General features: G+C 66.8%; 25 protein-coding genes and 1 tRNA gene. 9 read left to right on the forward strand and 17 right to left on the reverse strand.

What is annotated here, in order from left to right; translation table 11 throughout:
• Positions 1 to 64: 64 nt before the first annotated feature.
• Positions 65 to 619, reverse strand: coding sequence for a periplasmic heavy metal sensor (locus VSR34_RS16895; RefSeq protein WP_342962987.1), 555 nt, complete (start codon positions 617 to 619; stop codon positions 65 to 67).
• Between the two features lie 231 nt (positions 620 to 850).
• Here VSR34_RS16895 and VSR34_RS16900 point away from each other — a divergent pair, with 231 nt between their 5' ends.
• Together VSR34_RS16900 and VSR34_RS16905 are read left to right on the forward strand one after the other, a co-directional pair.
• Positions 851 to 1582, forward strand: a complete 732-nt coding sequence (locus VSR34_RS16900) for a response regulator (protein WP_028210515.1) — start codon at positions 851 to 853, stop codon at positions 1580 to 1582.
• A complete protein-coding gene (locus tag VSR34_RS16905) occupies positions 1566 to 2882 on the forward strand; it encodes an ATP-binding protein (RefSeq protein WP_342962988.1) in 1317 nt (438 codons plus the stop codon). The genes VSR34_RS16900 and VSR34_RS16905 overlap by 17 nt, the downstream gene beginning before the upstream one ends.
• A 156-nt stretch (positions 2883 to 3038) precedes the next feature.
• Here VSR34_RS16905 and VSR34_RS16910 read toward each other — a convergent pair whose 3' ends face one another.
• Together VSR34_RS16910 and VSR34_RS16915 are read right to left on the reverse strand one after the other, a co-directional pair.
• Complete coding sequence (locus VSR34_RS16910; RefSeq protein WP_028210513.1) at positions 3039 to 3305, reverse strand: hypothetical protein; 267 nt, start codon at positions 3303 to 3305, stop codon at positions 3039 to 3041.
• Positions 3306 to 3501: 196 nt separating this feature from the next.
• Entirely contained in the window at positions 3502 to 5181 is a 1680-nt protein-coding gene (locus tag VSR34_RS16915; protein WP_342962989.1) for a diguanylate cyclase, read from the reverse strand.
• A 723-nt stretch (positions 5182 to 5904) separates the two neighbouring features.
• Here VSR34_RS16915 and VSR34_RS16920 point away from each other — a divergent pair.
• Positions 5905 to 7668, forward strand: a complete 1764-nt coding sequence (locus VSR34_RS16920) for an ABC transporter permease subunit (protein WP_342962990.1) — start codon at positions 5905 to 5907, stop codon at positions 7666 to 7668.
• A gap of 29 nt (positions 7669 to 7697) precedes the next feature.
• A complete protein-coding gene (locus tag VSR34_RS16925; protein ID WP_028230595.1) occupies positions 7698 to 9047 on the forward strand; it encodes a nitrate/sulfonate/bicarbonate ABC transporter ATP-binding protein in 1350 nt (449 codons plus the stop codon).
• Between the two features lie 76 nt (positions 9048 to 9123).
• On the opposite strand, the gene VSR34_RS16930 is transcribed toward VSR34_RS16925, so the two are convergent.
• The 3 genes from VSR34_RS16930 to VSR34_RS16940 form a co-directional block, all read right to left on the reverse strand.
• Positions 9124 to 9690: a hypothetical protein gene (locus VSR34_RS16930; protein WP_028210509.1), complete on the reverse strand. Its 567-nt coding sequence runs from the start codon at positions 9688 to 9690 to the stop codon at positions 9124 to 9126.
• Complete coding sequence (locus VSR34_RS16935; protein ID WP_342962991.1) at positions 9687 to 10319, reverse strand: hypothetical protein; 633 nt, start codon at positions 10317 to 10319, stop codon at positions 9687 to 9689. The genes VSR34_RS16930 and VSR34_RS16935 overlap by 4 nt, the downstream gene beginning before the upstream one ends.
• Positions 10320 to 10569: 250 nt before the next feature.
• Entirely contained in the window at positions 10570 to 11667 is a 1098-nt protein-coding gene (locus tag VSR34_RS16940) for a sigma-54 dependent transcriptional regulator (protein ID WP_028210507.1), read from the reverse strand.
• 484 nt (positions 11668 to 12151) lie between these two features.
• Between VSR34_RS16940 and VSR34_RS16945 the strand changes: the two genes are divergently transcribed.
• The 4 genes from VSR34_RS16945 to otsA all read left to right on the forward strand — a co-directional run bounded on the left by VSR34_RS16945 (position 12152) and on the right by otsA (position 16631).
• Positions 12152 to 12481 (forward strand): hypothetical protein, encoded by a 330-nt coding sequence (locus VSR34_RS16945; RefSeq protein ID WP_342962992.1) that lies wholly within the window; start codon positions 12152 to 12154, stop codon positions 12479 to 12481.
• Positions 12482 to 12787: 306 nt separating this feature from the next.
• On the forward strand, positions 12788 to 14173 hold the full coding sequence (locus tag VSR34_RS16950; RefSeq protein WP_342962993.1) for a sigma-54 dependent transcriptional regulator: 1386 nt from the start codon (positions 12788 to 12790) through the stop codon (positions 14171 to 14173).
• Positions 14174 to 14697: 524 nt separating this feature from the next.
• A complete protein-coding gene (locus VSR34_RS16955; RefSeq protein ID WP_028210505.1) occupies positions 14698 to 14919 on the forward strand; it encodes a hypothetical protein in 222 nt (73 codons plus the stop codon).
• A gap of 221 nt (positions 14920 to 15140) precedes the next feature.
• Complete coding sequence (gene otsA / locus VSR34_RS16960; RefSeq protein WP_342962994.1) at positions 15141 to 16631, forward strand: alpha,alpha-trehalose-phosphate synthase (UDP-forming); 1491 nt, start codon at positions 15141 to 15143, stop codon at positions 16629 to 16631.
• Between the two features lie 154 nt (positions 16632 to 16785).
• Here otsA and VSR34_RS16965 read toward each other — a convergent pair whose 3' ends face one another.
• The 9 genes from VSR34_RS16965 to VSR34_RS17005 form a co-directional block, all read right to left on the reverse strand.
• A complete protein-coding gene (locus tag VSR34_RS16965) occupies positions 16786 to 17370 on the reverse strand; it encodes a hypothetical protein (protein WP_028210504.1) in 585 nt (194 codons plus the stop codon).
• 147 nt (positions 17371 to 17517) lie between these two features.
• Complete coding sequence (locus tag VSR34_RS16970; RefSeq protein WP_342962995.1) at positions 17518 to 18924, reverse strand: MFS transporter; 1407 nt, start codon at positions 18922 to 18924, stop codon at positions 17518 to 17520.
• Positions 18925 to 19041: 117 nt separating this feature from the next.
• Entirely contained in the window at positions 19042 to 19545 is a 504-nt protein-coding gene (locus tag VSR34_RS16975; RefSeq protein ID WP_028210502.1) for a YbhB/YbcL family Raf kinase inhibitor-like protein, read from the reverse strand.
• 261 nt (positions 19546 to 19806) lie between these two features.
• Complete coding sequence (locus VSR34_RS16980) at positions 19807 to 20256, reverse strand: very short patch repair endonuclease (RefSeq protein ID WP_028210501.1); 450 nt, start codon at positions 20254 to 20256, stop codon at positions 19807 to 19809.
• A 53-nt stretch (positions 20257 to 20309) separates the two neighbouring features.
• Positions 20310 to 21689, reverse strand: coding sequence for a DNA (cytosine-5-)-methyltransferase (gene dcm, locus VSR34_RS16985; protein WP_342962996.1), 1380 nt, complete (start codon positions 21687 to 21689; stop codon positions 20310 to 20312).
• Between the two features lie 118 nt (positions 21690 to 21807).
• Positions 21808 to 22107 carry a hypothetical protein gene (locus tag VSR34_RS16990; RefSeq protein ID WP_238327653.1) on the reverse strand — a complete coding sequence of 100 codons (300 nt, stop codon included), beginning with the start codon at positions 22105 to 22107 and terminating at the stop codon, positions 21808 to 21810.
• 90 nt (positions 22108 to 22197) lie between these two features.
• Entirely contained in the window at positions 22198 to 22470 is a 273-nt protein-coding gene (locus VSR34_RS16995; protein WP_028210500.1) for a hypothetical protein, read from the reverse strand.
• Positions 22471 to 22556: 86 nt separating this feature from the next.
• Positions 22557 to 22631: transfer RNA gene (locus tag VSR34_RS17000), tRNA-Arg, on the reverse strand.
• A 236-nt stretch (positions 22632 to 22867) separates the two neighbouring features.
• On the reverse strand, positions 22868 to 23050 hold the full coding sequence (locus VSR34_RS17005; protein WP_028210499.1) for a rubredoxin: 183 nt from the start codon (positions 23048 to 23050) through the stop codon (positions 22868 to 22870).
• 481 nt (positions 23051 to 23531) lie between these two features.
• On the opposite strand from VSR34_RS17005, the gene VSR34_RS17010 reads away from it, so the two are divergent.
• Entirely contained in the window at positions 23532 to 25460 is a 1929-nt protein-coding gene (locus VSR34_RS17010; protein ID WP_342962997.1) for an ATP-binding cassette domain-containing protein, read from the forward strand.
• 36 nt (positions 25461 to 25496) lie between these two features.
• Here the strand turns inward: VSR34_RS17010 and VSR34_RS17015 are convergent, their stop codons facing one another.
• Together VSR34_RS17015 and VSR34_RS17020 are read right to left on the reverse strand one after the other, a co-directional pair.
• A complete protein-coding gene (locus tag VSR34_RS17015) occupies positions 25497 to 25736 on the reverse strand; it encodes a HepT-like ribonuclease domain-containing protein (protein ID WP_342962998.1) in 240 nt (79 codons plus the stop codon).
• Between the two features lie 109 nt (positions 25737 to 25845).
• Positions 25846 to 26136, reverse strand: a complete 291-nt coding sequence (locus tag VSR34_RS17020; RefSeq protein ID WP_028210497.1) for a nucleotidyltransferase domain-containing protein — start codon at positions 26134 to 26136, stop codon at positions 25846 to 25848.
• Between the last annotated feature and the right edge of the window lie 80 nt (positions 26137 to 26216).

The following is a 26216-nucleotide window of genomic DNA, read 5'->3' on the forward strand; positions in this document are numbered from 1 at the left end:
CCGCGGCGCTTCGTCGCAGTGGCGTGCCGCACGCAGATGGCGCGTCTGCCTCGCGCTTACTGCTTTACCCCTGCCCGGCCGGGGCCGATGCGCCGTCCTTGTGGTGCTGCTCCCAGCGCTCGCGCATCTGCTCGTGGCGCTGCTCCATCTTCGCGAAGCGTTCCTTGATCGCCGAACTCACCGTCGTCTTCTGCTGATCGTTCAGGCCGTTATAGAAGGCGAGCCACGCCTGCGCCGTCTGCTCGCGCAGTTGCTGGTTCCGCTGCTCGTTCTGCTCATGCGCGGTGTGCATCGCGTTCAGGTCGAGGATCGGCTGGTTCTTCATCGAGTCGAACTGCTGTTTCATCTGTTCATGATTCTTGCGCATCGCTTCGCCGTTCTGCTTCATCGTGTCGAGCGCCGCTTGCCACTGCTTTTCCTGGGCGGCGTTCAGATTCAGCTTGTCGTGCAGTTTCTTGAAGCCGAACATGAAGTCGCCGTGCATGCCCGGGCCGCCGTGCATCATGCCCGGGCCGCCCGGGCCTGGCGGCGGGGTTTGGGCGTTGGCCGCGGTGGCGCCTACGGTGAGGGCGAGCGAGGCAGCGGCGATGGCGAGAAGGCGCGAAGTCGTCTTGTACATGGTGATGCTCCTGACAAATCCATGAGGGTTTTATCCGGTGTGGGGCGGCGCCGATAAGGGGCGGCGTTCGCAACCGGTGTCCCTAGCGTATCCAGCGGCTGGTGGGGGCGTGTTACGGCGCCGGGCACGGACATTACGCGACATTACGCGCGGCTTTCGCGGTAACACCTCGTAACCCGGCTGGAAGACCTGTAAGCAAACGGCCCCTGTGCGCGCGTTACACTTCGCTCCATGGCTACTCAAATCCTCGTCGTCGACGACGACCTCGAATTACGCGACCTCCTGCGCGACTATCTGGCGCGCCAGGGCATGGAAGTCTCGGTGCTGCACGACGCCAGTTCGCTCGAGCGGCGGCTCGAGCGCGAGCGCCCGGACCTGATCGTGCTGGACCTGATGATGCCGGGCGTGGACGGGCTCACCGCGCTGCGCAAGCTGCGCGCGGCCGGCGACGATATCCCCGTCATCATGCTCACGGCGCGCGCGGACGACGTGGACCGCATCGTCGGCCTCGAACTGGGCGCGGACGACTATCTCGGCAAGCCGTTCAACCCGCGCGAGTTGCTCGCGCGCGTGCAGGCGGTGCTGCGCCGCCGCCGCACGCTGCCCTCGGCCGCCGCGCCCGAGCAGCGCGAGCCATACTCGTTCGGCCGCTTCACGCTCGACTTCCAGTCGCGCACGCTGCAGCAGGAGGGCAAGCCCATCCTGCTTTCCGGCAGTGAGTTCGCGCTCCTGAAGATTTTCGTGAACCACCCGATGCGCACGCTCACGCGCGAGCGGCTGCTGGAACTGCTGCACGGTCCCGAGTACGACGGCACCGACCGCGGCATTGACGTCCAGGTGTGGCGTCTGCGGCGCATTCTCGAAACCGACCCGTCCACGCCGCGCTTCATCCAGACGGTGCGCGGGCGCGGCTATGTGTTCGTGCCCGACGGAGAGCAGGGCAACCATGCGCCGGCCGGTTGATTCGCTGTTCGGACGCCTCGCGCTCATCTTCATCGGCGTCCTGCTGGTTTCGCATGTTGCCTGGTTCACGCTCATGCGCGTCGAGCACAACCAGATGCAAACGCGCTATGCCGTCGAGGAAGCCACCTTCCTCGTCGACGCGGTGCGCCAGCACATTCAGCGCGAGCCCGACCAGCCGCTGCCTTCGCGCGTGCAGCTCGTCGATCCGGCAAGCCCCGCCGTGCCGCCCGTCACCCAAAGCATGCCCGAGGCGCTGAGCCGTTTCATCGACGACGTGCGCGAGCGCATGCCGCCCGGCACCGACGTGCGCCTCGGGGCGCCCGGCGGGCCGCCCACGCTCTGGGTGCGCGGGCCGCAGGACCCGCGCTGGATCGTCCTGCCTGGCCAGCCCTTGCGCATCATGCGGCCGCTCGACAAGTTTCTGCCCTGGGTCATCACCATCTTCGCGACAGCGGTGACCGCGGCGCTCGTGGCCGCGTGGATGCTGCAGAAGCCCCTGCGCGCGCTCGCGCAAGCCGTGGGTCGCTTCGGCCGCGGGCAGCCGGTGCCGCCCGTGCCCGAGCGGGGGCCGCGCGAGCTGCGTCAGCTCACACGCGGTTTCAACCAGATGGTCAAGGAAGTCGAGCGCACCGAGAAAGACCGCGCAGTCATGCTGGCGGGCGTCGCGCACGATTTGAAGACGCCGCTCGCCCGCCTGCGCCTGCGCGCCGAGATGATGGACGAGCAGAAGGTGCGCGACGGTGTGGTGCGCGACGTGGAATCGATGGCGCACATCGTCGACCAGTTCCTCGTGTTCGCGCACGACGGCGCCGATCGCAGCGAGCCCGTCGAAGTCGACGATCAGTGCGAGCGCATCGCGCGCAACCATCGCACCGTGAGCGGCGAGGCGATCACGATCGAAACGCATCTGCACGCGGGCCCGGATTTTCGTCTGCCGGCCGCGACACTCGAGCGCGTGGTCTCGAACCTGCTCGACAACGCTTACGCGTATGGTGCGCCGCCCGTGGTGATCGAGAGCGAGCGAGGTCCGGCTGGCTTCTCGCTCACCGTACGCGACCACGGCAAGGGCATTTCCGACCAGGATCTCACGCAGGCGAGCCGGCCGTTCGTGCGGCTCGACCCCGCGCGGGGCGGCAACGGCCACAGCGGCCTCGGACTCGCGATCGTCGAGCGGCTCGTGCGACGCGCGGGCGGCGAGCTCGCCATCAGCAATGGTGAAAGCGGCGGGCTAGCGGTGTGCATGACGTTTGCGTTCGACGTCGTGGCGCGCACCGTGGCCGAGGCGGCGCAGATCGGCTAATCGGTCGGGCTTCGGTTCGGGCGGGGGCTCGCACTGATCGAGAGGCGTCTGGCCGCAAGGGCGTGAACCGGGCTGGCTGAATTCGGTGGATTTGCGGCAGAAGGCGCCGCTGCAGCGACGCCGGGCGAGGCATGGTAGAGACGGCTGGCCCTGGAATCAGACCGTGAAAAGCGTATCGAGCGCGGCGGCGGCCTCGTTGTCCACGGTGTTGTAGGTGACGCTGCCGGCCTCGAAGATGTAGTGCGTGGTGTACTTGCCGAGACGGGCAAGGATCTCTTCCTGAATCAACTCGGGCGTGGCGTCGAGTTTCAGGTACCACGCGGTCGATGACAGGCGCGTCTGGAACGCGCCGTACTCGACCATCAGCTGGTCGAACGCGATCGCATCCTGATCGCGGCAGACAATGACCAGATTTCCCTTCATGCATGCCTCCAGATTTGTGCGGAGCACCGGGTTGGCGCGGTTTGGATCATGCGCGCCGCATCGACCGGCGCGCCACAATCGGCCCATGATACCGCGCCGCTCCGAACGAGCCGGGCGAGTCACGCAGGCCAGCGAGGGCCTGTTGCGCACAGACCGGGTTCTTCCATCCGGGCTTTGCAGCGGCTTGTTCCATCGCTCACCAGGTCGGCGCCGCCGCCCGCGGCGGCACGACGCCGTCGGCCGTCATGGCCTCGCAGCGGTCGCGGCCGGCCGCCTTTGCCATGTAGAGCGCGAGATCGGCGCGGCTCATCAGGCGCTCGGGCTGATCCTGCGAAGCGGCGAGTTCGGTCACGCCGATGCTCACGCTCACCGCCGCTTCCTGAGGCAGATCAACGCAAACGCGCTTGCCGATCTGCTCGCGCAGCCGGTCGAGCACGGCCAGCCCGCTGGCGAGCGAGGTAGCGGGCAGCACGATGCCGAATTCCTCGCCGCCCAAGCGGCCGACGGCGTCGTCGGAGCGAAGTTCGGCGCGGCAGGTCTCCACGAAGTGCTGGAGCGCACGGTCGCCCGCCGCGTGGCCGAAGCGGTCGTTGATCTGCTTGAAGTAGTCCAGATCGGCGATCGCCATGCACAGCGGCTTGCCCGCCGCATAGGCCGCGTCGATCTCGCGGCGCAGCAGGTCGAGGAAATAACGCCGCGAGAGCGCGCCGGTCAGTGCGTCGTGGCGCGCCTCCGCGGCGAGCAATGCGTTCGCGTCCTGCAACTGCCCGGCGAGGTCGCGGCTCGCCCGATGCAGACGCCGCTCGCGCACCCATGACACCGAAATCACCGCCGCCAGCGCCGCCGTGCCCGCGAGCGTGAGGAAGACGAGGAGCCGGTTGCGGCGGTGGTTCGCGATCAGATCGGGCCACGCGTTGACCGGATCGACGAGATGCGCGGAGAGCCCCGAGTTCAGGCCGCCGCGCTGCTCGTAGAGGGCAGGTGCGCGCCGGCCGGGCAGGTCGACCATTTGCGCGGCGTCGGCGGCCGCAATCCACGGCGCCTCGTGCTCCGCGGCTCGCGCGGCCGAGCGCAGCGCGAGCGGCGTAAAGCGCTCGCGCAGATACGTGTTCACGCGGTCCACGGCGTTCATTTCCGCGACGTGCGAGCCCGGCAAGGCGCGTCCTTCGAGCGCGCTGTCGTGGGCCATGATGATGACGCCGTTGCTGTCCGCGACGAAGGTGCCCGGATGGGTGACCCAGTGGCGCAGCCGCGCGATGCTGACCTTCGCGACCACGGCGCCGACCAGCAGGCCGTCGTCGTACACGGGCGCCGCGACGAAGATGCCGGGCTCCCCGCTCGCCGCGCCCACGCCATAGGCTTCGGAGAACGCGCCAAGCAGCGTGTCGTTCAGCCAGGCGCGCGGGCGCATGTCCGCGCCCAGGTAGGAGATTCTTTCGAGTGCATTGCTGGACGCGATGCAGATGCCGTGGGCGTTGACGAGCCAGATTGCGTCGAGCCCGGAGAAGCCCTGAGCGTCGTGGAGGAAGCGGTCCACGGAGGCGAGGCCCGGCACCGCTTGCAGTTCCTTGCGCCGTGCCAGTTCCGTCGAATCGCGCGACGCGGCATAATTCGCGGCCTCGGTGAGCGCCTGCTGGACGACGCGGGTTTCGGCCATCGTCGCCGGAATGGCGCGCGACATGGCGAGATCGCTGGCGATCACTTCGGCCATGTTGTCCACGACCGAGCGCGTGATTTGCCGTTGGGCCGTGAGCGCCGCCACGAACTCCTGGCGCACGAGGCGGTCGGCGAGCCAGCCCGCCGCCGCCCAGCAGACGAGCGTGACCACCGCGACCCCGAGAGGTCCGGCTGCCTGGCGCAAGAGTCTCCTGTTCATTGGCTTCTGGTTCGTGAGTGGGCATTGAGGCGTAGGCGGCCGGCGGTCCGCGCATCGGGACGCCGCTTGCGGCGCGAGACGATTTTACCCCTCGAAACGGGCTGGCGACCTCGCGCTCCAAGCGGCCAGGCGGCGTGGCGAGGCGGCGCGCGAAGGCGCAAAGGCGCGCGCAGGCCGCCGTCATGCGCGCCGCATGCCGTGAACGCGGCCATACACGGGCATCTGCGCCGGGGAGTGGACACGGGCGTGGTCAGGGCGAGTTTCGCGCCGATGCACGGCGTGTGGCGCGCAAGCGACGCCCTCTGGCGCCGGCGGCCTCGATGAGGCAGGCGCCGCCGTGTCATCAAGGCGTCATCGTTGCGTCATCACGATGTCGTGCAGTGGCCGCGCGAGCGGTTCCGCAAGGCGCAGGGAAGACCTGCGAAAGCGTTTCGAAAGTCCATGTCGCCAGGCTTTAGTGCGACGCGGGGCGCGGTTGTGAGTGTCATGAAGGTTGTAGTAGTGTCGTGCCGTTTCAATCGGGGCAAGCCCGGTCGCCATGCGGCAGTCGGGGCGGGGCCCGCTTGCGCGGCGTCGTCGCCGTGTCATCAACGCCAACGAGATTCTGTGTTCATGCGTCTTGCCTTTTTCGATCCGCGATCCGCGCGGCGCGCGCAACGCCTGTCCGGATGCACCGGCGCCCTGGCGTCCGCTTTTCTGAATCCCGGCGCGGAGGGCGTCTAAATGGAGTTCGGCTTCAACCTGAACCGCACGGCCAACGCCTCGGCGTGGCGCGTGCTGCCCAACCGCTGGGACTTCGTGGCGTTCCCGCTCATCATCGGCCTGATCGCGATGGCGGCCGTGGGCTTTCACGAGACGATGGCGCCGATCTCGACGCTCAAGACCGAGGCCATCTCGCTCGACCCGGCGAGGCTGCCCGAGTATGCGCTGCGGACCACGCTGCGCATGCTCGCGGCGATGGTCGCCTCGCTCCTGTTCACGCTCGCGTACGGCACGCTCGCCGCGAAGAGCCGCCGGGCGGGCATGGTGCTCGTGCCGATTCTCGACATCCTGCAGTCGGTGCCGGTGCTCGGCTACATCTCGTTCACGGTCACGTTTTTCCTCGCGCTCTTTCCCTCGCGCGTGCTCGGCGCCGAGCTTGCCGCGATCTTCGCAATCTGGACGAGCCAGGCCTGGAACATGACGTTCAGCTTCTACCAGTCGCTGCGCACGGTGCCGCGCGACCTCGATGAAGTTTCGCGCGGCTTCCACCTGACGGGCTGGCAGCGTTTCTGGAAGCTCGAAGTGCCGTTCTCGATGCCGGGCCTCATCTGGAACATGATGATGTCGATGTCGGGCGGCTGGTTCTTCGTGGTGGCCTCCGAGGCGATCACGGTGGGCAACAACACGATTACGCTGCCGGGCGTTGGCGCTTATCTGGCACAGGCGATTTCGGACAAGAACCTGCACGCCGTGGGCTGGGTGATTCTCGCGATGACCGTGGTGATCCTCGCCTACGATCAATTGCTGTTCCGTCCGCTCGTGGCCTGGGCCGACAAGTTCCGCATGGAGACCACGAGCTCCGGCAATGCGCCTGAATCGTGGCTGCTCGACCTGGTGCGCCGCACCCATTTGATCAACCAGTTCCTGGTGCCGGTGGGCTGGCTGTTCGCCAAGGCCGCGCGCATTCCGCTGAAGCTGCCGGCGTTTCCGAACGTCTCGCGCATGGCGCCGCTTGCCGGCGGCCGCAGCGGTTTGCGCGCGCGCATCGGCGACGCCGTGTGGGCCGTGCTCGTGATCGCGCTGACCGTGTTCGTGGTGTGGCGAGTGGTAGCCTACGTGCGCACCGGCGTCACGCTCGACGAAGTCTGGCACGTGCTCGCGCTCGGCCTCATCACCCTGTTGCGCGTGGCGCTGTTGATCGCGGTCGCCTCGGTGATCTGGGTGCCGCTCGGCGTGCTGATCGGCCTGCGCCCGGCGCTGGCCGAGAAGATCCAGCCGCTCGCGCAATTTCTGGCCGCGTTTCCCGCCAACCTGCTGTTTCCGGTGTTCGTGATCGTGATCGTGCGCTTTCATCTGAACCCGGACATCTGGCTCTCGCCGCTGATCGTGCTCGGCACGCAGTGGTATATCCTGTTCAACGTGATCGCAGGGGCCACCGCCTATCCGAACGACTACAAGGAAGCGGCGAAGAATTTCCGCATCCGCGGATGGCAATGGTGGAAGCAGGCGATGCTGCCGGGCATTTTCCCGTACTACATCACGGGCGCCATCACGGCCTCGGGCGGCGCGTGGAATGCGAGCATCGTCTCCGAGTTCGTGCAGTGGGGTGACACCAGGGTCGTCGCGCATGGCCTCGGCGCGTACATCGCACAGACGACCGCAGCCGGCGACTATCCGAAGATCATTCTCGGCATTGCCGTGATGTCGCTGTTCGTCACACTGTTCAATCGCCTGATCTGGCGCCCGATGTACACGTACGCCGAGTCCCGTTTGCGGCTCGACTGACCGAACAACGAAAGATCGAAGGTAACGCGATGCAAAACCCAAAGACGCTGAGCGCCGCCCACGGCGATGTGCTGACGGCTCCAAACCCGCCGCGCCTCGGCGAGGAAATCCTCAACGTGAAGGACGTGTGCCGGGGCTTCAACAAGACCCAGGGCGAACTGCTCGTGCTCGACGACGCCAACCTCTCGCTGCGCGAGGGCGAAATCGTCGGGCTGCTGGGCCGTTCCGGCTCGGGTAAGTCCACGCTGCTGCGCATCATCGCAGGCCTGATCTCGCCGACCTCCGGCGACGTCACCTGGCGCGGCAAGCCGCTCGAAGGACCGGCCGAGGGCGTGGCGATGGTGTTCCAGACGTTCGCGCTGTTCCCGTGGCTCACCGTACTGCAGAACGTGGAAGCGGGTCTCGAAGCGCAGGGCGTGGGCGCGCGCGAGCGGCGCGAACGCGCGCTGGCGGCCATCGACCTGATCGGTCTGGACGGCTTCGAAAACGCCTACCCGCGCGAGCTTTCGGGCGGCATGCGTCAGCGCGTGGGCTTTGCGCGCGCGCTCGTGGTCGACCCGATGCTGATGCTCATGGACGAGCCGTTCTCGGCGCTGGACGTGCTGACCGCCGAAACGCTGCGTACCGATTTGCTGGACCTCTGGACGCAAGGCCGTCTGCCGATCAAGTCGGTGCTGATCGTCACGCACAACATCGAGGAAGCGGTGTTCATGTGCGACCGCATTCTCGTCTTGTCGTCGAATCCGGGGCGCGTGGTCGCCGAGATCAAGGTGCCGTTCAAGCATCCGCGCAACCGTCTCGACCCGGTGTTCCGCAAGCTCGTGGACGACATCTACGCGAAGATGACCGCGCGCCAGACCGGTGAGACCCAGAAGAAGGGGCTCGAGCTCGGCAGCTGGCTGCCGCGCGTGTCGACCAACCTGATGGCCGGTCTGATCGAGACGCTGGCGGCCGCGCCGTATCACGGCCGCGCCGACATGCCGGAAATCGCGCGCTCGCTGCATCTGGAGGTGGACGACCTGTTCCCGATCGCCGAAGTGCTGCAGAACCTCGGTTTTGCCGACGTGCGCGAAGGCGACGTGCTGCTCACGCCGCCCGCTCGCGTGTTCGCGGAATTCGGCACGCAGGAGCGCAAGATGATGTTCGCCGAGCATCTGCTGCGCCACGTGCCGCTCGCGGCGCGGATCAAGAAGGTGCTCAACGAGCGTCCGGGCCACCGCGCGCCGCGCGTGCGCTTCGAGCAGGAGCTGGAGGACTTTCTCTCCGACGGCGCCGCCGAAGAAACGCTCGACACCGTGATCGACTGGGGCCGTTATGGCGAGATCTTCTCCTACAACGACCAGTCTGAAATCTTCAGTCTCGAAGACGTGGAGTCCTGAACATTGCGCATCTTGCCGCGCGAGCAACATTGAAAAACGGTCGCCGAGGCGACCGTTTTTCGTTTGCTTGTCTGCGCTACTGCAGCGTGCCCCAGCGCTCCACCGCGGGCTCGGCCGTGGCCCATTTCCAGCCCGACTGGTCCTGGCACGCCGTGGCGGTGTACCACTGCTCGGGCGCGTTGCCCGAATCGCCGTCCTGCACCGAGAACGCGAACTCCTTGCAGAGCGTGAGCGCGTTCGCGAACGCGCGCGTCACGCGCACCTGACCGTGACCGTTCTCCACGGGCAACTGATGTTTGACGCGCCAGATATCCATGCCTCCCACAGGCAGGCGGCCGACCGTCTCGGCGATCCGTTCCTGCTGATCTGCGTGCATTCCCTTCATGTAGCGGCCGACGGCTGCGTCCGTGGCGGCCTGCACCGCAATGCCCACGCCGATGCCCACGGCGGGATTCGCCGTGACGATGCCGGTGGCCGCCGCTGCCGCTGCGCCGCTCGCGGCGCCGATCGACGAACAGCCGCTCGCGCCGAGCGCGACACCCGCGCAAAGCGCGGCGAGGACGATGAGCTTGGCAGGGCGCGGCGGCGACGGATTCCTCGCTGCGCGCCGTGCACGCTTCGCGCACGCGTCGATGCGGGTCATTGCAGCGCGCCCCAGCGGTCGGTGGCGGGTTCGGCGGACGCCCATTTCCAGTTGTCGCCATCGCGGCACACGGAGGCGACGAAGAAGGCGCTCGAAGCGGGCCTGTCTTTCGTGGCCTCGTGATCGACGGAGAACACGATCTCCTTGCAGTCGAGCGCGCCGCTGCTGATCGTGCGGCTCACCGTGACGCGGCCGTGCTCGTCGTCCTCGATCGGGAACGAGTGCGTAATCGACCATGGCGCGACCGCGCCGACTTCGAGCGGGCCTGCCGCCCTCGCAATGCTGTTCTGGGTGTTGCGATGGACGACGCGCTCGGAGTACTGGACGCCGGCCCGCGCGGCGGCGACGGCGCCAAGGCCGATGCCGGTCGCCACGGCGGCGTTGTTCGTCACCTTCGATGCAACCGCCGCGCCGGCGATGCCCGCACCCGTTTGCGCGGTTTCGGAGTAGAGAGACGTGCATGCCGAGCACGCGAGACTCGCCGCGGCGGCGAGCAGCGTGAGCGACAGGGTCCGTCGCCGGCGCGGGGGAGCCGCGGAGCTTTGCTGCGGCCGCGCACAGGCAACCACTTCGTCGACCGCTCCCATCACCGATGGCGCGATCCGCGCCCGAGCACTCCGTTCTTGCATGATGATTCCCTGCCGCTCGCCGGTCGACACCGCTCGAGCGGACGTCCAGCACCTTTTATGCCTGTTTGAGTGCTGCGGATTGTGCAGCATAGGATTGCTAACGGGGATAGGGGAAGTGCAAGGAATTGCAAAAGTGCGTGCGCGGTAGCCCAATCTTTGATTGGCGCCACCGCGTAGCGCTTTTGTTGCCGACGGACGCCGACGAACCGATCGCGCCGCGCAAGCCGCCGGCGCACAGGCATGGGAGGGGTCAGGCTTCGTTCGCGTCCGGCTCGCCCGGCGCTTCGGTGTCGCCTTCGTCGGCGCCGTAACTGCCCAGCCGGTTATAGAGCGTCTTGAGGCTCACGCCCAGTGTGCGCGCCGCGAGCCGCTTGTCGCCGCCGCAATACTTGAGCGTGCCGAGGATGATCTGCTTTTGCGCATCGGCGAGCGGCGTGCCGATCCAGACGCTCATCGCGTCGCCCTGGGTCACGGGCTTCTTCACGCGCGGCACGAGTTGCGGATGCGCGATCTCCACGACCTTTTCCGCGAGGATGAAGGCGCGGTACACGGCGTTCTTCAATTCGCGCACGTTGCCGGGCCACGACCAGTTGCGCACGGTTTCGAGCGCACGCTTGCTGAAGGCTTTTTGCGTGCCTTCCTGCTCGTTGAGTTCGGTGAGAAAGTGCTGGGCGAGCAGCTCGCGGTCGCGCTCGCGCTCGCGCAGCGGCGGCGCGCGCAGCGGAAACACGGCGAGCCGGTACATCAAGTCTTCGCGCAGGCAGTTTTCCTTCACGGCCATGACGGGATCGCGGTTGGTCGCGGCGATGATGCGCACGTCGCCGAGAATCGCCTCGTTGCCGCCCACCGGAAAGTACTCGCCGGTTTCGAGCGCGCGCAGCAGCTTCACCTGATGCAGCAGCGACATCTCGGTGATCTCGTCGAGGAACAGCGTGCCGCCGCGCGCATGTTCGAAGTGTCCTTCGCGCGCCTGGATGGCGCCCGTGAAACTGCCTTTCTCGTGGCCGAAGAGCTCGGCTTCGATCAGCTCGTCGGGAATCGCGCCGCAGTTCACCGCGATGAACGGCCCGTCGCGGCGCTCGCTCTGTGCGTGGATCGTGCGGGCGATGAGTTCCTTGCCCGTGCCCGATTCGCCGACGATGAGCGCCGTGGCCTCCGTCACGGCCACGCGTTCGATCTGCGCATAGAGTTCCAGCATGACGGCGGACGAGCCGTACAGCAGACCGTACGACTGCAATCCTGCGACGCGCTCTTCGGCGTCCCGCACGCTATGACCACTGGTCCCGCTGATTCCGCTGTTTCCGCTGTTTCTCTTGGCGGCGGGCGAGCCCGGCTCGATTGACGCCATAGGGGTTGTCGTCCTGCAAAGGTAGTGCGGGCGTTCGCCTGCGCGCGCTGTCGCGGCCGCGCATCGCTGCGCGAATTGGCGAACGACCCTGGGATCCGGGGCTGGCCGTCCAGGACAGATGCGAAGCTTGCCGATCCGACGGCCTCGGGATGGCATCTCGTAAGCATTTAACCACTGCCGTGCAGGACTGGGCAATGGACATGCACACGGCGCGCCGGCCGAAGGCGCGCCGTGCAGTGGCTTTCCCAGCGGCTCAACGTCGTTTTCAATGGGTCCTGGCGCCGATTTATCCGCTGTTTTGTCCGAGCCGGCAGAGGGGGTGGCACGAGCGCGAGCGTGCGTGGCACGCATCCTGCTGCGGAACTCGCAGAGGTTCGCGCCGTCTTCGTTGACAGGGCGGCGCATCGGCTACGCTTCGGGCGATGCGATTCTGTTCAATACGCGTCTTCCGTCTTTGACGAGGCGTACCTGGGGAGAGAGCGAAATGTCGAAGAACCGCAGCGGGTTCGTAGGAACCTGGATGACCGTGGGCGCGCTGGGTGCCATGGCGGGCATGCTGGCCTGGCGCTTCTCGCAACGCCACCGCACGCAACGGCAATCGTTTTATCGCGACTTGAGCCGCTGGGAAGGCGAGGGGGGCTCGCTCGCCGATACGACGGATAGCGACCTGGATCCCGAAACGACCATGGCCGCCGGCGCGGCAGGCGCGCAGAAAAGCGGCATGAAGGGAGGGCTGGCAGGCGGCGCAAGCAGCGATGCGAGCAGCAGTGGCAACGGTGCGGCCGGTTTGCCGTGGCCGTTTCCGCATAGTTAGGGGGCCAGGACCGCGGCGCGAGAGCGGTGTCCGCGCCCCTTTCGAATATGTCTATAATGGTCAGGTCAACAACAATCGAGGTTCGGGCTGCCAGCGGCTAGCGGTATTGTTGCTCCCATGTAGCAAAACCGCGCGTACTTACGTTCTTGCCGGCTTGGGCGTGCGTCCGACCGTTTCGTATTCCATTGCAGCGCACTTTCCTGCGCCGCGACTTCCGCGGCGCCGGGCAGCCCTGTCCGGCGCGCTTGCGAAGGGCGCGGCGCTCGCGCTCTGGAACCATTCACCTATCAAGGCTGACGAGACGCGATGCCACATGTATTGATTGTCGATGACGATGCACAAACCCGCGAGGCGCTGGCGGCCGTGGTGAGCGAAGATGGGCTCACCACCGCGCAGGCAGGCGACCTGCGCGAGGCGCGCATCCAGCTCGTGCGGCAGATGCCGGACGTGGTTTTCACCGACCTGAAGCTGCCCGACGGCAGCGGTACCGACCTCTTCGAGGATCTCGATCCGCGTTCGGGCGTGGAGCTCGTTGTCATCACCGGTCACGCGAGCGTCGAGACCGCGGTCGATGCGCTCAAGTCCGGCGCCATCGATTACCTCGTCAAACCGATCAACCTCCAGCGCGTGAAGGCGATTCTGAACCGCCTGCCGCGCGCGGGCGATCTCAAGGCGGAAATCGGCACCCTGCGCGGCGAGTTGCGCCGCATGGGGCGCTTCGGTCTGATGCTCGGCAATTCGTCGACCATGCAGGAGGTGTACGACCAGATCAGCCGTGTCGCGCCCACGCCAGCCTCGGTCATGCTGGTGGGCGAGTCGGGCACCGGCAAGGAAGTGGCCGCGCAGACCATCCATCAGTTGAGCCTGCGCCGCAAGCACGAATTCCTCGCGGTGAACTGCGGGGCGATTTCGCCGAACCTGATCGAGTCCGAGATGTTCGGCCACGAGCGTGGGTCGTTCACGGGCGCCGAGCGCCAGCACAAAGGCTATTTCGAGCGCGCGAACGGCGGCACGCTATTCCTCGACGAAATCACCGAGATGCCGATCGAACTGCAGGTGAAGCTGCTGCGTGTCCTCGAAACGGGCATGTTCATGCGCGTGGGGACGACGAAGGAAATCGAGACCGACGTGCGCCTCATCGCGGCGACCAATCGCGACCCCGAGGACGCCGTGGCGGAAGGCAAGCTGCGTCTCGATCTCTATCACCGTCTGAACGTGTTTCCGATCAGCCTGCCGCCGCTACGAGAACGCGGCAAGGACGTGGAACTGCTCGCCCAGGCGTTCCTCGACGAACTGAACGAACGCCACGGCACGAAGAAGCAGTTTCCCGCGGCCGTGCGCGAGATGCTGGCGACCTATCCCTGGCCCGGCAACGTGCGCGAACTGAAGAACTACGTGCAGCGCGCGCACATCATGTCGGGCAACGATGGCGACTACACGGCCACGGTGCCGCTGCAGATCTCGCTCTCGAAGCCGATTGCGGGCACCGCGGTCACGATTCCGTTCGGAACCTCGCTCGCCGACGCCGATCGCCAACTCATTCTCGCGACGCTCGAACAGTGCGGCGGCGTGAAGACGCGCGCGGCAGAAATTCTCGGCATCAGTCTGAAAACGCTCTATAACCGGCTTGTGGAATATGGCAACGAGAGCGCCGGCAAGGGCGATACGCCCGCGCGCGTAGCCGGCGCCTGAGCGGCAAACGCGGGTGCGCCGGCGCGGCACATCGGCGCTGGCGGTACGACGCTTGCAGTGTGAGTTTCGCGTCCATCGACGAGGAGCGAAAGATGCCGAGCTGCCTATCTTGTGATGCCGTCCGTGTGACGCCCTGGCTCGCGCATACGCCGCAGCCCGACGAGCCTCCGGATGAGCCCGGCGAGCCCGATGTGCCGCCCATCGGCGATCCCCCGGCGCAGCCCGGTGAAGCGCCGCACACGGCGGCCCGATTCCACCGTTCGATCTCCTCTCGATTTCGGTGCTTGCGATCAGGCGAGTCCGTTCGGTACGTCCGATGAACTCGGCCGGCGATGTCGCCTCGACCGTCGTCGCGCTTGCAATGACCGTGTTCACCAGGCATTTGGGGACAAGGCAGTAGAGCGAATGGCTTTTATGTACTAGTTACAAATGCTTCGCCATTTTTACCGGCTAATCCATGCGGCGGACCCTGGACTCCAGAAAAACGCCTGGCCGCGTGGCCGCCTTCCGCTGGAGGCATCGACATGAGACATCCCGCTTTGCGCCGCTCCGCCCGACACACGGGCAAGCGCAGCCCGCGCGAATCGCAAGAGACGAACAGCCCCCCGCCGTCGGTCGCGCCGGACCCCGCGGGCCAGAATCGCGCCGCGCCCGGCGTGCAGCCCGACGGCGAGCACAATCAGGGCGGTGCGCGGGCCGAGGGGATCGAATACCAGCGCGATCTCGGTTCGGAACAGGACGCCTGATCGCCTGCGAACCGTCGCTCGCGGCGCGCGGTAACCGGCCCGGTTTCCCGGTTGACAGATCATCGGGGTTTTACGCCAACGCGCAGCCGGCGCGCGGAATTCGCTCGCGCTGTCGCTTGGGAGAAAGAATTTTGCTCCAGACCCTGCCACTTCGGCACGCGTCTTGCGTACCTGTTTGAGACATTGTCTTCGGACCCAATGAAACAGGAGGTAGAGCCGCAATGGGCAGACTGATCGTGGTATCGAATCGCGTTGCGCCGACCCAGGAGGGGCGCCCGGCAGCGGGCGGTCTCGCAGTCGGCGTGCTGGACGCGCTCAAGGAAACCGGGGGGGTATGGTTCGGCTGGAGCGGCGAAACCGTCGCGGAACCTTCCGCGCCCGTCATCGAGCAGCAGGGCAGCGTCACCTACGCGACCGTGAGTCTTACCCGGCGTGACTATGACCAGTATTACAAGGGCTTCTCGAATACGACGCTGTGGCCGACGTTCCACTACCGCAACGACCTCGCGCGCTACGAGCGCCAGGAGTACGGCGGCTACCTGCGCGTGAACGTTTTGCTCGCGCGCCAGCTGCAGCCGCTCATCGAGCCGGATGACATCATCTGGGTGCACGACTATCACCTGATTCCGTTCGCCCGCTGCCTGCGCGACCTCGGCGTGAAGAACCCGATCGGCTTCTTCCTCCACATTCCGCTGCCGGTGCCCGAGGTCTTGCGCTCGGTGCCGCCGCATGAGGAACTCATCAAGTTCATGTGCCACTACGACGTGGTCGGTTTCCAGACCGGCGCCGATCGCCAGGCCTTCCTCGACTATATCGAGCGCGGCGGCCATGGCACCGCGAGCGACGACGGCATGGTCCACGCGTGGGACCGCTTCCTGAAGGTGGGCGCCTACCCGATCGGCATCTATCCGGACGCTATTGCCCGCGCATCGGCGCAGTTCTCCGACCGCAAGGCCGTGCGCAGCCTGCGCGAGGCCATGCGCGGGCGCAAGCTGATCATGAGCGTCGACCGGCTCGATTACTCGAAGGGCCTGGCCGAGCGGTTCCAGGCGTTCGAGCGCATGCTGCAGAACGGGCCCGGCTGGCACGGCCGCGTCTCGCTGCTGCAGATCGCGCCGCCGACGCGCTCCGACGTGCAGACCTACCAGACGATCCGCCGCAATCTCGAAGGCGAGGCCGGCCGCATCAACGGCCGGTTCGCGCAGCTCGACTGGACGCCGATCCAGTACCTGAACCGCAAGTACGAGCGCAATCTGCTAATGGCGCTGTTTCGCGAGGCCCAGGTGGGCTATGTGGCGCCACTGCGCGACGGCATGAATCTCGTCGCGAAGGAGTACGTGGCTTCGCAGAACCCCGAGGACCCCGGCGTGCTGGTGCTCTCGCAGTTCGCGGGCGCAGCCGAGCAGTTGCCAGGTGCGCTGGTCGTGAACCCCTACGACCTGAACCAGACGGCCGAGGCGCTGGAGCGCGCGCTTTCCATGCCGCACGCGGAGCGCGTCTCGCGATACAACGACATGATGGCGTCGCTGCGCGAGAACAACCTTTCGGTGTGGCGCGATACGTTCCTCGCCGACCTGCGCAGCGTCGCAACGGCGGCGTCGGTCACGGCGAAGGCGCGCACCGCTGCGCCGGCGGGCGCCGCGTCCGCGCCATCGCCCGTGGCGTCCGCGTCCGCACCGGAACCGGCCCCGCGCGCCGCGCGCGCGCAGTGAGGCCCGCAGTGAGGCCCGTAGTGAGGCCCGTAGTGAGGCCAATGGCGCGGCGCGAGGCGCCATCGACCGCATAGCGTTGCCTCGACGCAAATGTTTCCACGCGGCGGCCTTCAGGCCGCCGTTTTTTTGCGCCCGCTTCGGGCGCGGCGCGCGTTCAGGCCCGCTGGCTGAGTGGGTCGGCAAACGGCATCGGCGGGCGCGTCGGGTCGAAGTCGGCCCAGTGGCCGTCATGCCATTGGCCCGAGGCACGCTCGATGTCGGCGGCGCCCGCGTCGCGCAGCAATTGCGCGGCGAGATCCTGGTTCTCGTAGCAGACGTGAACCGTGAGCAGCACGCCGTCATTGCGCATCTCGCGATGCACGCGCTCGTGGTGTGCCGCAGCTTGTTGCGCGGCGGCTTTCGCTCCCACGCTCGCGCCGATGCGCGCGCCGATCCAGGCCCCCACGCCGGCCGCGATCACGACCGAGGGGAGCGCCGCCGAAAATGCGCTGAACAGCACCACGCCAACCACGGCGCCCGCCACTGCGCCCGCGGTGATATTGCGCGCGTGATGCGAGCGCGCGGCGGCGGCCGTTGGCGGCGGCGCGGCCGCCATCGCGCTCTGGCGCGCGTGCTGGCCGCGCGGATTGACGAAGAACAGATTGACGTCCTCTTCGAGGAAGCCGCCGGCGTACAGCTTTTCCGCGGCGGCTTCGGCGGCGGGGAAGGTCGTGAACCGACCAGCGACGATCAGTGACATGGGAATCGTCCTTTGCCGGTTCGGCATTTCGACTCGCCGGAAACGGAAGGAACGGGTACGCCGCGAATGCGGCGTGCCCTGAATCCATGTTAGTGCCTGCGTACGCGCAGAGTTAGGCTGCTCTCGCGGGGGCGCGTGCTTGCACGTTCAGCGCGGCCTTTGCGCCACCGTGCCCGGCATCAGCCGCAGCAGGCTCACCACGGCCGCGACGGCGGCGAAGGCAGTCGCCACGTAGAGCGCCACGGTCGGTCCCTGTTGTGGCGCAAAGCCGAAGATGAGCGCGACGAGCGCCGCGCCGAGCGTTTGCCCGGTGAGGCGCGCGGTGCCGAGCATGCCGCTCGCGCCGCCGCTGCGCTCGCGCGGCGCGGAGGAGAGGATCTGCCGGTTGTTGGGCGACTGAAAAACGCCGAAGCCCGCGCCGCAAAGCGCCATGCGCCAGCAGATGTCGAGCACCGTCGGATGGGCGCCGAGCGCGGCGAGCGAGAGCAGGCCGGCCGAGAAGAGCGCGAGCCCGATGCCGCCGAGCATGCCTGCCGGATAGCGGTCGGAGAGGGCGCCCGCGAGCGGCGCGGCACCGATGATGACGAGCGGCCAGGGCGTCATCAGCAGACCCGTGTCGACCTGCGAGAAGCCGAACGTCTCCTGCAGCAGGAAGGGCAGCGCGACGAACGCGAGCATCTGCGCGCAGAACGAGCACACCGAGGTGCTGATCGACAGCGCGAACACGGGATTGGCGAGCAGATCGACGGGCAAAAGCGGCGCTGGCTGGGTGAGCTGCCGCCGCACGAAGAACCAGCCGACCACGATCGCGACCACGAATTCGAGCGCGACGAGGCGCTTGCTCTCGCCGTGGCCGAGGCCGTCGACGGCGAAGATCAGGAGGCCGAACACGATGGCGTTGAGCACGGCGCTCAGGTAATCGTAGGGCGCGGGATGCCGTTCGTTCACGGGCAGCGCGCGCATTCCCAGCATGAACGCGGCGATGCCGATCGGCACGTTGATCGCGAAGAGCCATGGCCACGACGCGATGGCGAGCACGCCCGAAGCAAGCGTCGGCCCGACCGCCGAGGCGATCGCGACAACCATGGCGTTGATCGCGACGCCGCGCCCGAGCTGCGCGCGCGGATAGATCATGCGCACGAGCGCGGTGTTCACGCTCATGATCCCGGCGCCGCCGAAACCCTGCACCGTGCGCGCGAGCGCGAGCTGGGGCAGCGTGGTGGCGAGCGCGCAGCCCAGCGACGCGACCGTGAAGAGCGCCATGCCGGCGAGGTAGACGCGCCGGTAGCCGATGCGGTCGCCGAGTGAGGCGAGCGGCAACAGCGAGATGGTCACCGAAAGTTGATAGGCGTTGACGATCCAGATCGAGCTTGCCGCGCTCGCGCGCAGGTTGCGCGCGATGGTCGGCAGGGCGACGTTGGCGATTGCGCCGTCGAGCACGGCAAGCGTGATGCCGAGCGCGACGACGAGGATCGCGTAATAGCGTTGTGGGAAGGGCAGGCCGGTTTCGGCGTCGGCGGTGGAATCGGCGGAAAGTTCGGAAAGCGTGGGCATCGACTGGAGAGGCGGCGCGCCCCGTGTCTGGATCGTCGCGAGGCGCTGCCGGCTGGCTGTGGTTTTCTGGCGTTGTTTCGCGCTAGTTCGTTGCCTGGCTGTTGCTTGTGGCGTGGATTATTTCAGTTCATATAGCCCGACGTAGGTGGTCGAGTCCACTTCGTTCAGGTGCGTCATGAAGCGCGCGACGGCGTTCGTCGTCTCCGGTGTGACAGGCAATTGCGCGGCCTTGAGCGCATGCACGCGGAAGATATAGCGATGCGGCTTGTCGCCGCGCGGAGGCGCCGCGCCGCCGAAGCCCACGGTGCCATAGTCGTTGCGCACCTGCACCGCGCCCTGCGGCAGCAGGCTGCCGTCGGCCCTGCCCGCGTTGCGCGCGAGCGAGCGTACGTCAGGGGGGATGTTGACCACGACCCAATGCCAGAAGCCGCTGCCCGTGGGCGCGTCCGGGTCGTAGACGGTGAGCGCGAAGCTTTGCGTGTCGGCGGGCGGCTCGTCCCATTGCAGCGCGGGCGAGACATTGTCGCCGTCGACACCGAAGGCACGGTCGTCGAACTCCTGTGCCTTCGGCATGAAACCGTTGCTGGGAAAGTCATCGGACCAAAGTCGGAAATCAGCCATCGGTTGCCTCCTCCGTTTTGGAACTGCTTGTGACTGCTTGTGACTGCTCGTGACTGCTCGTGACTGCTCGTGACTTCGCGGGACGGTTGCGCCGGCATAGATGACATCGCAAACGAAAGGCGTTCGCGACTTGCGTTCGCGACTTGCGTTCGAACAGGCAAAGCGACTAGCGCAGCCGGTCGAGCGAGTTTATCACCGCGCGGCTTGCGCGCGAGCGGCAGCATCGCAGCGCCACAAGCGGTGCAGGCCGCGCGGGCCGCCTCACGCGCGCGCCTCGAACCACGCGGACGACTCGTCTTCGAGCCACGCGGCGAGCCGCTCGACGACCGCCTGCGGATCGTGCTGCGCGCCACGCAACGCGCATTCCCAGATTACGGCCACGCGCCACCCCTGCGCCGCCAGTGCGGCGAGCGCCCGGGCGTCGTTGACGCGGTTGCGCGCGATCTTCTCGCGCCAGAACTCGGGGCGGGTTTGCGGCCACTTGAAGAGCGCGCAGTTGTGGCCGTGCCAGAAGCAGCCGTGCACGAATATCACGGCGCGCCGGCGCGGCAACACGATGTCGGGGCGGCCGGGCAGTTCGCGCACGTTCAGGCGAAAGCGAAAGCCGCGCCGATGCAGCAGACTGCGAATCAGCGTTTCGGGCCTGGTGTTGCGCCCGCGTATGCCGGACATCATCCGGCTGCGGGTCGCTGTATCGACGACGTCCACCATCGCCTGAAGTCTCGCTCCTTAGCCTTGCTTCGTTCGGCCGCGGCGCGCGCCGCTCAGCGGCCTCCCGCCGTGGCCAGCGACGTCGCGGCGCGCGCGGGTTTGCGCCCCGCTTTGGGCCCCGCTTTTGGCGCAATCCTGCGTTTATCCACACTCGCAACGGCGGCAGGGGTTGCCGCCGCCGCATTGTCCGCGAGGGGCGCCGTGTCGTGCCTTGCGCCGAGCAGGGCATCCAGATGCGGCATCATCGCGCGCGCGACTTCGCGCATCACCGGCATCACTACGCTGTTGCCGAACTGGCGGTATGCCTGAGTGTCGCTCACCGGAATGCGGAAGGTGTCGGGCAGCCCCATGAGCCGCGCGCACTCGCGCGGCGTGAGGCGCCGCGGGCGCACGCCTTCGCCCTGGTAGACGAGGATTTCCGAGCCGTCCTTGTGATAGCGCGCAGACAGCGTGCGCGTGACGCTGTCGGGAAACGCGAGCCCGTAGCCGAAGCCGTTGCCGGCCGCGCGATGTTTTTCGGCGTATTGCTGTAAATAGGCCCAAAGGCCGGGCGTGAGCGTGTACTTTGACTGCACGCGGCGCTCGCCGTGATCGAAGAAGCGCTCTCCGTCCCACGGCAGGACCGGCTCGCGGCCGTCGGTGCGGTGCAGGATCGAAGCAAGGCGCGGGCCGTTTTCAGGCAGCGCCAATGCGTCCCACGAGAATGCGGTCGGCTCGCGAAACCCGACGATGATGATGCGCTCGCGATGCTGCGGTGTGAAATGACGCCCGTCGATCACGCGATAGTGCACGTCATAGCCGAGTTCGTCGCGCAGCACCTGGAGAATCACGTCGAAGGTGCGGCCGCGATCGTGCGACATCAGGTTCTTGACGTTCTCGAGCAGGAACGCGGCGGGCCGCTTCTCGGCGATGATGCGCGCGACGTCGAAGAACAGCGTGCCCTGGGTCGTGCACGCAAAGCCGTGCGGGCGGCCGAGCGCGTTCTTCTTGCTCACGCCCGCGATCGAGAACGGCTGGCAAGGAAAGCCCGCGAGCAGGACGTCGTGGTCCGGCACGTCGGCGGCGTCGACGGCCGTGATGTCGCCGATGAACGGATGGTCCTCGCCGTAGTTCTCGAGATAGGTCTTGCGCGAGAACGGATTCCATTCGCTCGTGAAGACGCACTCGCCGCCATGCGCCTCGAATCCCTTGCGGATGCCGCCGATGCCGGCGAACAGATCGATGAAGCGAAAGCGCGCCGCGCCGCCGTGCTGGCGCGGGCCGCCGTGCAGCAATTCGCGCAGCGCGGCTTCGAGCATGGCGGGGCAGGGCGTTTCGCCTTTTTCCCAACGCCGGATGGTCTTCACGTCGCGGCCGACGTGCGTGGCGATTTGCTGCTGCGTGAAACGCTTGCGTGCCTGCTGGAGCAGGTCTCTCGGTTCGGCCGTGAGCACGGAGTCCTCGTTAGGGTATTTTTGCGGACATTATGACCGATGCTCGACCCGCGACACCAGGACTTCCCGCTGTGTTGCGTGGGCCGCGCCGCCCGGGCGCGTCGAAAACAGGAGGAAATCAGGAGTGTGAGCCGGCGTTTGCCTGCCTGGTCGGCGAGGTCGAGGCGACGTTGAGTTCGTGCAAATCGACGATGAGCAGCAGGCTGTCGATTTCGCTCAGTTGGCCTTTGTTCACGTGGCCGGTGTCGAGCAGGCGATGCAGGCGCTGGCGCCAGTAGCTCGCGGGGAGAATAGGTCCCCCGAAGTCGCCCGCGAGCGACAGCGGCATCACGCGACGAATGTGCGCGATATCCTGGTCTATGAGGTTCGACACCATATAACCGGCGGGGAGGGGACGCGTGGAGTCCATGAAGGCCATAACGGCACTTCCTGTCGTACCTTTAGGGAAATTTGCTCGGTACTTACCCTGGCCGCTCAAGGGGCGCGCCAGATCGCCTCGCGCCGCCGCTTATTCGGCGGCGGGGGGCGTCACGCCGGGCGCCTGGGCAGCGCTTTCGAGGAAGCGGCGCGTCGCGTCGAAGGCGTTCAGCATCTGCTCGGGCCAGGGGGTTTGCAGCATGACGGCCTGATGGTTCTCGAATGCCGCGCTCAGCTGACGAGCGAGCTCAGGCGAGTTGAGATGGCGCAGCAGCACGCTCACGGCGATGGCGGTGGCCTGGCTGGCGCCGGCCGTTTGCAGCTCGGAGGCGGTGAGGGCGGCGACTTGCTTGTTGATGTCCATGGAAAGCCTTCGGGAAAGAGGGGGCACGAACGCGCAGAAGGGACGGGACCGGGGATGCGCGAACCGGCCTGTGCGGCCGGGGCGGCTGGTCCCCCTGGCAGGAATCGAACCTGCATCTAGCGCTTAGGAGGCACTTGTTCTATCCATTGAACTACAGGGAGCGCGCGGTCGAGCATTGCTCCGTTCGATCGCCATGTTTCCCAAGTGACCCGTCATGGCGCGGAGCGGCCGCGAAGCGGTTCGGCCTGGCGGGCCCGAGCCATATCGCGACGCAGGGCCAAGAGTATAGCAAACGTGTGGGGCGCGAAGACGACTCCCTCCAGGTTCGGGTCCTTGCGTTATCGCGACTTTACCCGGTGGCGGCGAGCCGTCGCGCGATTCGGGCGACGCGGCGCGATCAAAACTCGACGACGGTGAATTCCGCCTTGCCGACATCACACAAGGGGCAGCGCCAGTCGTCGGGGATATCCGCAAAGCGCGTACCGGCGGCGATGCCCTCGTCCGGCAGACCCTCTTCCTCGTTGTAGATCCAGCCGCAGATCAGGCAAACCCAGCTCTTGTACTCGATTACTTCGCTCACAGCGTGTCCTTCGTTTAGTCGATTCGATGCGTGGCCCCAAATACGGCCCTTTATAGATTCAAGGCGGCCCGGGCGACCCGCGATGTTACCGGAAAACGGCTGGCGTGCCGGTGCGTGAATGGGTCACGGTCGAGGGCGCTCGTGACTCGCGGTCCGGTCTGCGCGCCCCGAGCTCCGTGCCCCGACCTGAGCGGCCCGAGCTACGCGCCCCGACCTGCGCGGCCCGATCTCCGCGCCCCGATCTACGCGGCCCGATCTCCGCGCCCCGACCTACGCGACCCGACCTACGCGACCCGACCTACGCGACCCGACCTACGCGACCCGACCTACGCGGCCCGACCTACGCGGCCCGACCTACGCGGCCCGACCTCCGCGGCCCGACCTCCGCGGCCCGACCTCCGCGGCCCGACCTCCGCGGCCCAAGCTCCGCGCCCCGGTACAATCCCCCTTTCAGGTCCATCGCACGCATCGCATTCCATCCATGTCGCTTTACACCATCACCGGCGCGCAACTGGCGTTCGGCCACGTCGCGCTGCTCGATCACGCGGACTTTTCGCTCGAAGCCGGCGAGCGCGTCGGGCTGATCGGCCGCAACGGCGCTGGCAAGTCGTCGCTGCTGACGATCGTCGCCGAACTCGCCAAGCCCGACGACGGCCTCGTCACGCGCCAGCAGAATCTCTCGACCGTCTACGTGCCGCAGGAGCCCGACTTCGACGCCGATGCCACGGTGTTCGACACCGTCGCGTCCGGCCTCGCCGGCGTGCGCGCGCTGCTCGACGAATACGACGCGGTCGCGCACCGGCTCGCGGACACGCCCGAAGGCGCGGAGCACGACGCGCTGCTCGCGCGCATGAACACGCTGCAATCGTCGCTCGACCACGCCGACGCGTGGAGCTGGCGCACGCGCGTCGCCACGACGCTCGCGCAGATCGGCCTGGCAGGCGACGCGCGCGTGGGCTCGCTCTCGGGCGGCATGCAAAAGCGCGTCGCACTCGCGCGCGCGCTCGTGGTGCAGCCCGACATCCTGTTGCTCGACGAGCCGACCAACCACCTCGACTTCGACGGCATCCGCTGGCTCGAGGAACTGCTCGTCGCGCAGCGCTCGAGCCTGCTCTTCATCACCCACGACCGCGCATTTCTCGACCGCGTGGCCACGCGTATCGTCGAGCTCGATCGCGGCAAGCTGCTCTCGTATCCGGGCAACTTCTCGCAGTATCAGGAGCGCAAGGCGCAGCAGCTCGAAGTCGAGCGCGTGGAGAACGAGAAGTTCGACAAGCTGCTCGCGCAGGAAGAAGTGTGGATCCGCAAGGGCGTCGAGGCGCGCCGCACGCGTAGCGTGGGCCGCATCGCACGGCTCGTGCAGATGCGCCACGAGCGCGAGGAGCGCCGCAACGTGCAGGGCAACGTCCGGCTCGATGTCGCGCAGGGCGAGAAGTCCGGCAAGATCGTCGCGGAGCTCACGGATGTCACGAAGTGCTATGGCGCTCGCACGATCGTCGACAACTTCTCGACCACGGTGATGCGCGGCGACAAGATCGGTTTCGTCGGGCCGAACGGCGCGGGCAAGACCACGCTCCTGAAGCTGATCCTCGGCGAGCTGAAGCCCGACGAAGGCACGGTTCGCGTGGGCACCAACCTGCAAGTGGCGTATTTCGACCAGATGCGCGCGCAGCTCGACCTCGAAAAGAGCCTCGCCGATACGATCAGCCCCGGCAGCGACTGGGTCGAGATCAACGGCGCGAAGAAGCACGTGATGAGCTATCTGGGCGACTTCCTGTTCGCGCCCGAACGCGCGCGTTCGCCCGTGAAGTCGCTTTCGGGCGGCGAGCGCAATCGCCTGCTGCTCGCGCGGCTCTTTGCGCGGCCCGCGAACGTGCTGGTGCTCGACGAACCGACCAACGACCTCGACATCCCGACGCTGGAACTGCTCGAAGAACTGCTCACCGACTACGACGGCACCGTGCTGCTCGTGAGCCATGACCGCGCGTTTCTCGACAACGTGGTGACCTCGGTGATCGCGTCCGAGGGCGATGGGCGCTGGCGCGAGTACGTGGGCGGCTTCACCGACTGGCAGACGCAAAGCGCACGGGCGCAGGAGATTGCCCAGGCGCGTGCGCCGAAGGAAGCGGCGCCGGCGGCGGCCGCGCCGAAGGACAGCGCGGCGGGGCGCAATGCCCAGCGCACGGTGAAGCTTTCGTTCAAGGAGCAGCGCGAGCTGGACGAGCTGCCCAGGCGTATCGAGGCGCTGGAGACGGAGCAGAAGGACATCGGCGCGAAGCTGGAGGACGGTTCGATCTTCGCGAAGGACGCGCAGGAAGGCGCGAGGCTCACACAACGCTACGCGGCGATCGACGAAGAACTGCTCGTTGCGCTGGAGCGGTGGGAAGAGCTGGAGAGCAAGCGCAAGTGATGCGAGAGAGGAAGCGGCCTGATGTAGGCCGCTTTTTTATGAGCGCGTTAGCCGTGAAAGCTTGTGCTCAAGGCCTGGAAAATACGACTGCACGGTGCTCCAGACTATGTCGATATCCACGACGAAGTATCCGTGTGTCACATGGTTGCGCATGCCATACATGGCCTCCCAAGGTATCTCGGGATGCGCGGCCGCGAAATCCGGGTCGCCACGCGTGATATTGCGCGTGGCTTCGCCAATGATCGTGATGTTACGCAGGACTGCATCGACAGCCATCGGTGTTGCCGCGAAGCTGTCGCGTGAAAGCGGCGCGGTATAGGTACGTATGCGTCAATGGCATCAAGAATATGTTGCAGGTAGTCCGGCGTGCGCAGATCCTTTTTTCTCATACAGGCACCGATTCAGCGACCACGCGGGCCCGGAAGGTTTCCGGTAGTGCCTTTGGCGTGAGAACGTCCACCCGGACGCCCAGCAGCGCTTCGAGCCGCAACTGGATTTGTGCGAGATCGATGAGCGTAGTCTCCGGCGTGGGATCGACGAGCAAATCGAGATCGCTGTCCTCGTCGTCTTCCGCGCGCGCTGCCGACCCGAACACGCGTGCATTGGTCGCGTGATGGCTCGCGACGATTTGCCGGATTTCTGCGCGGTGCGCACGCAAGGCTTCGGATGGTTTCATGACACCTCCATGCTCCGGATCGTTAAAAAAAGCCTGTTGAGCAGTCAATGGCACGAGCCGTGCCGCGCGCACCCATTCTA

Source organism: Paraburkholderia sp. JHI2823, assembly GCF_038900695.1.
Taxonomy (GTDB): domain Bacteria; phylum Pseudomonadota; class Gammaproteobacteria; order Burkholderiales; family Burkholderiaceae; genus Paraburkholderia; species Paraburkholderia mimosarum.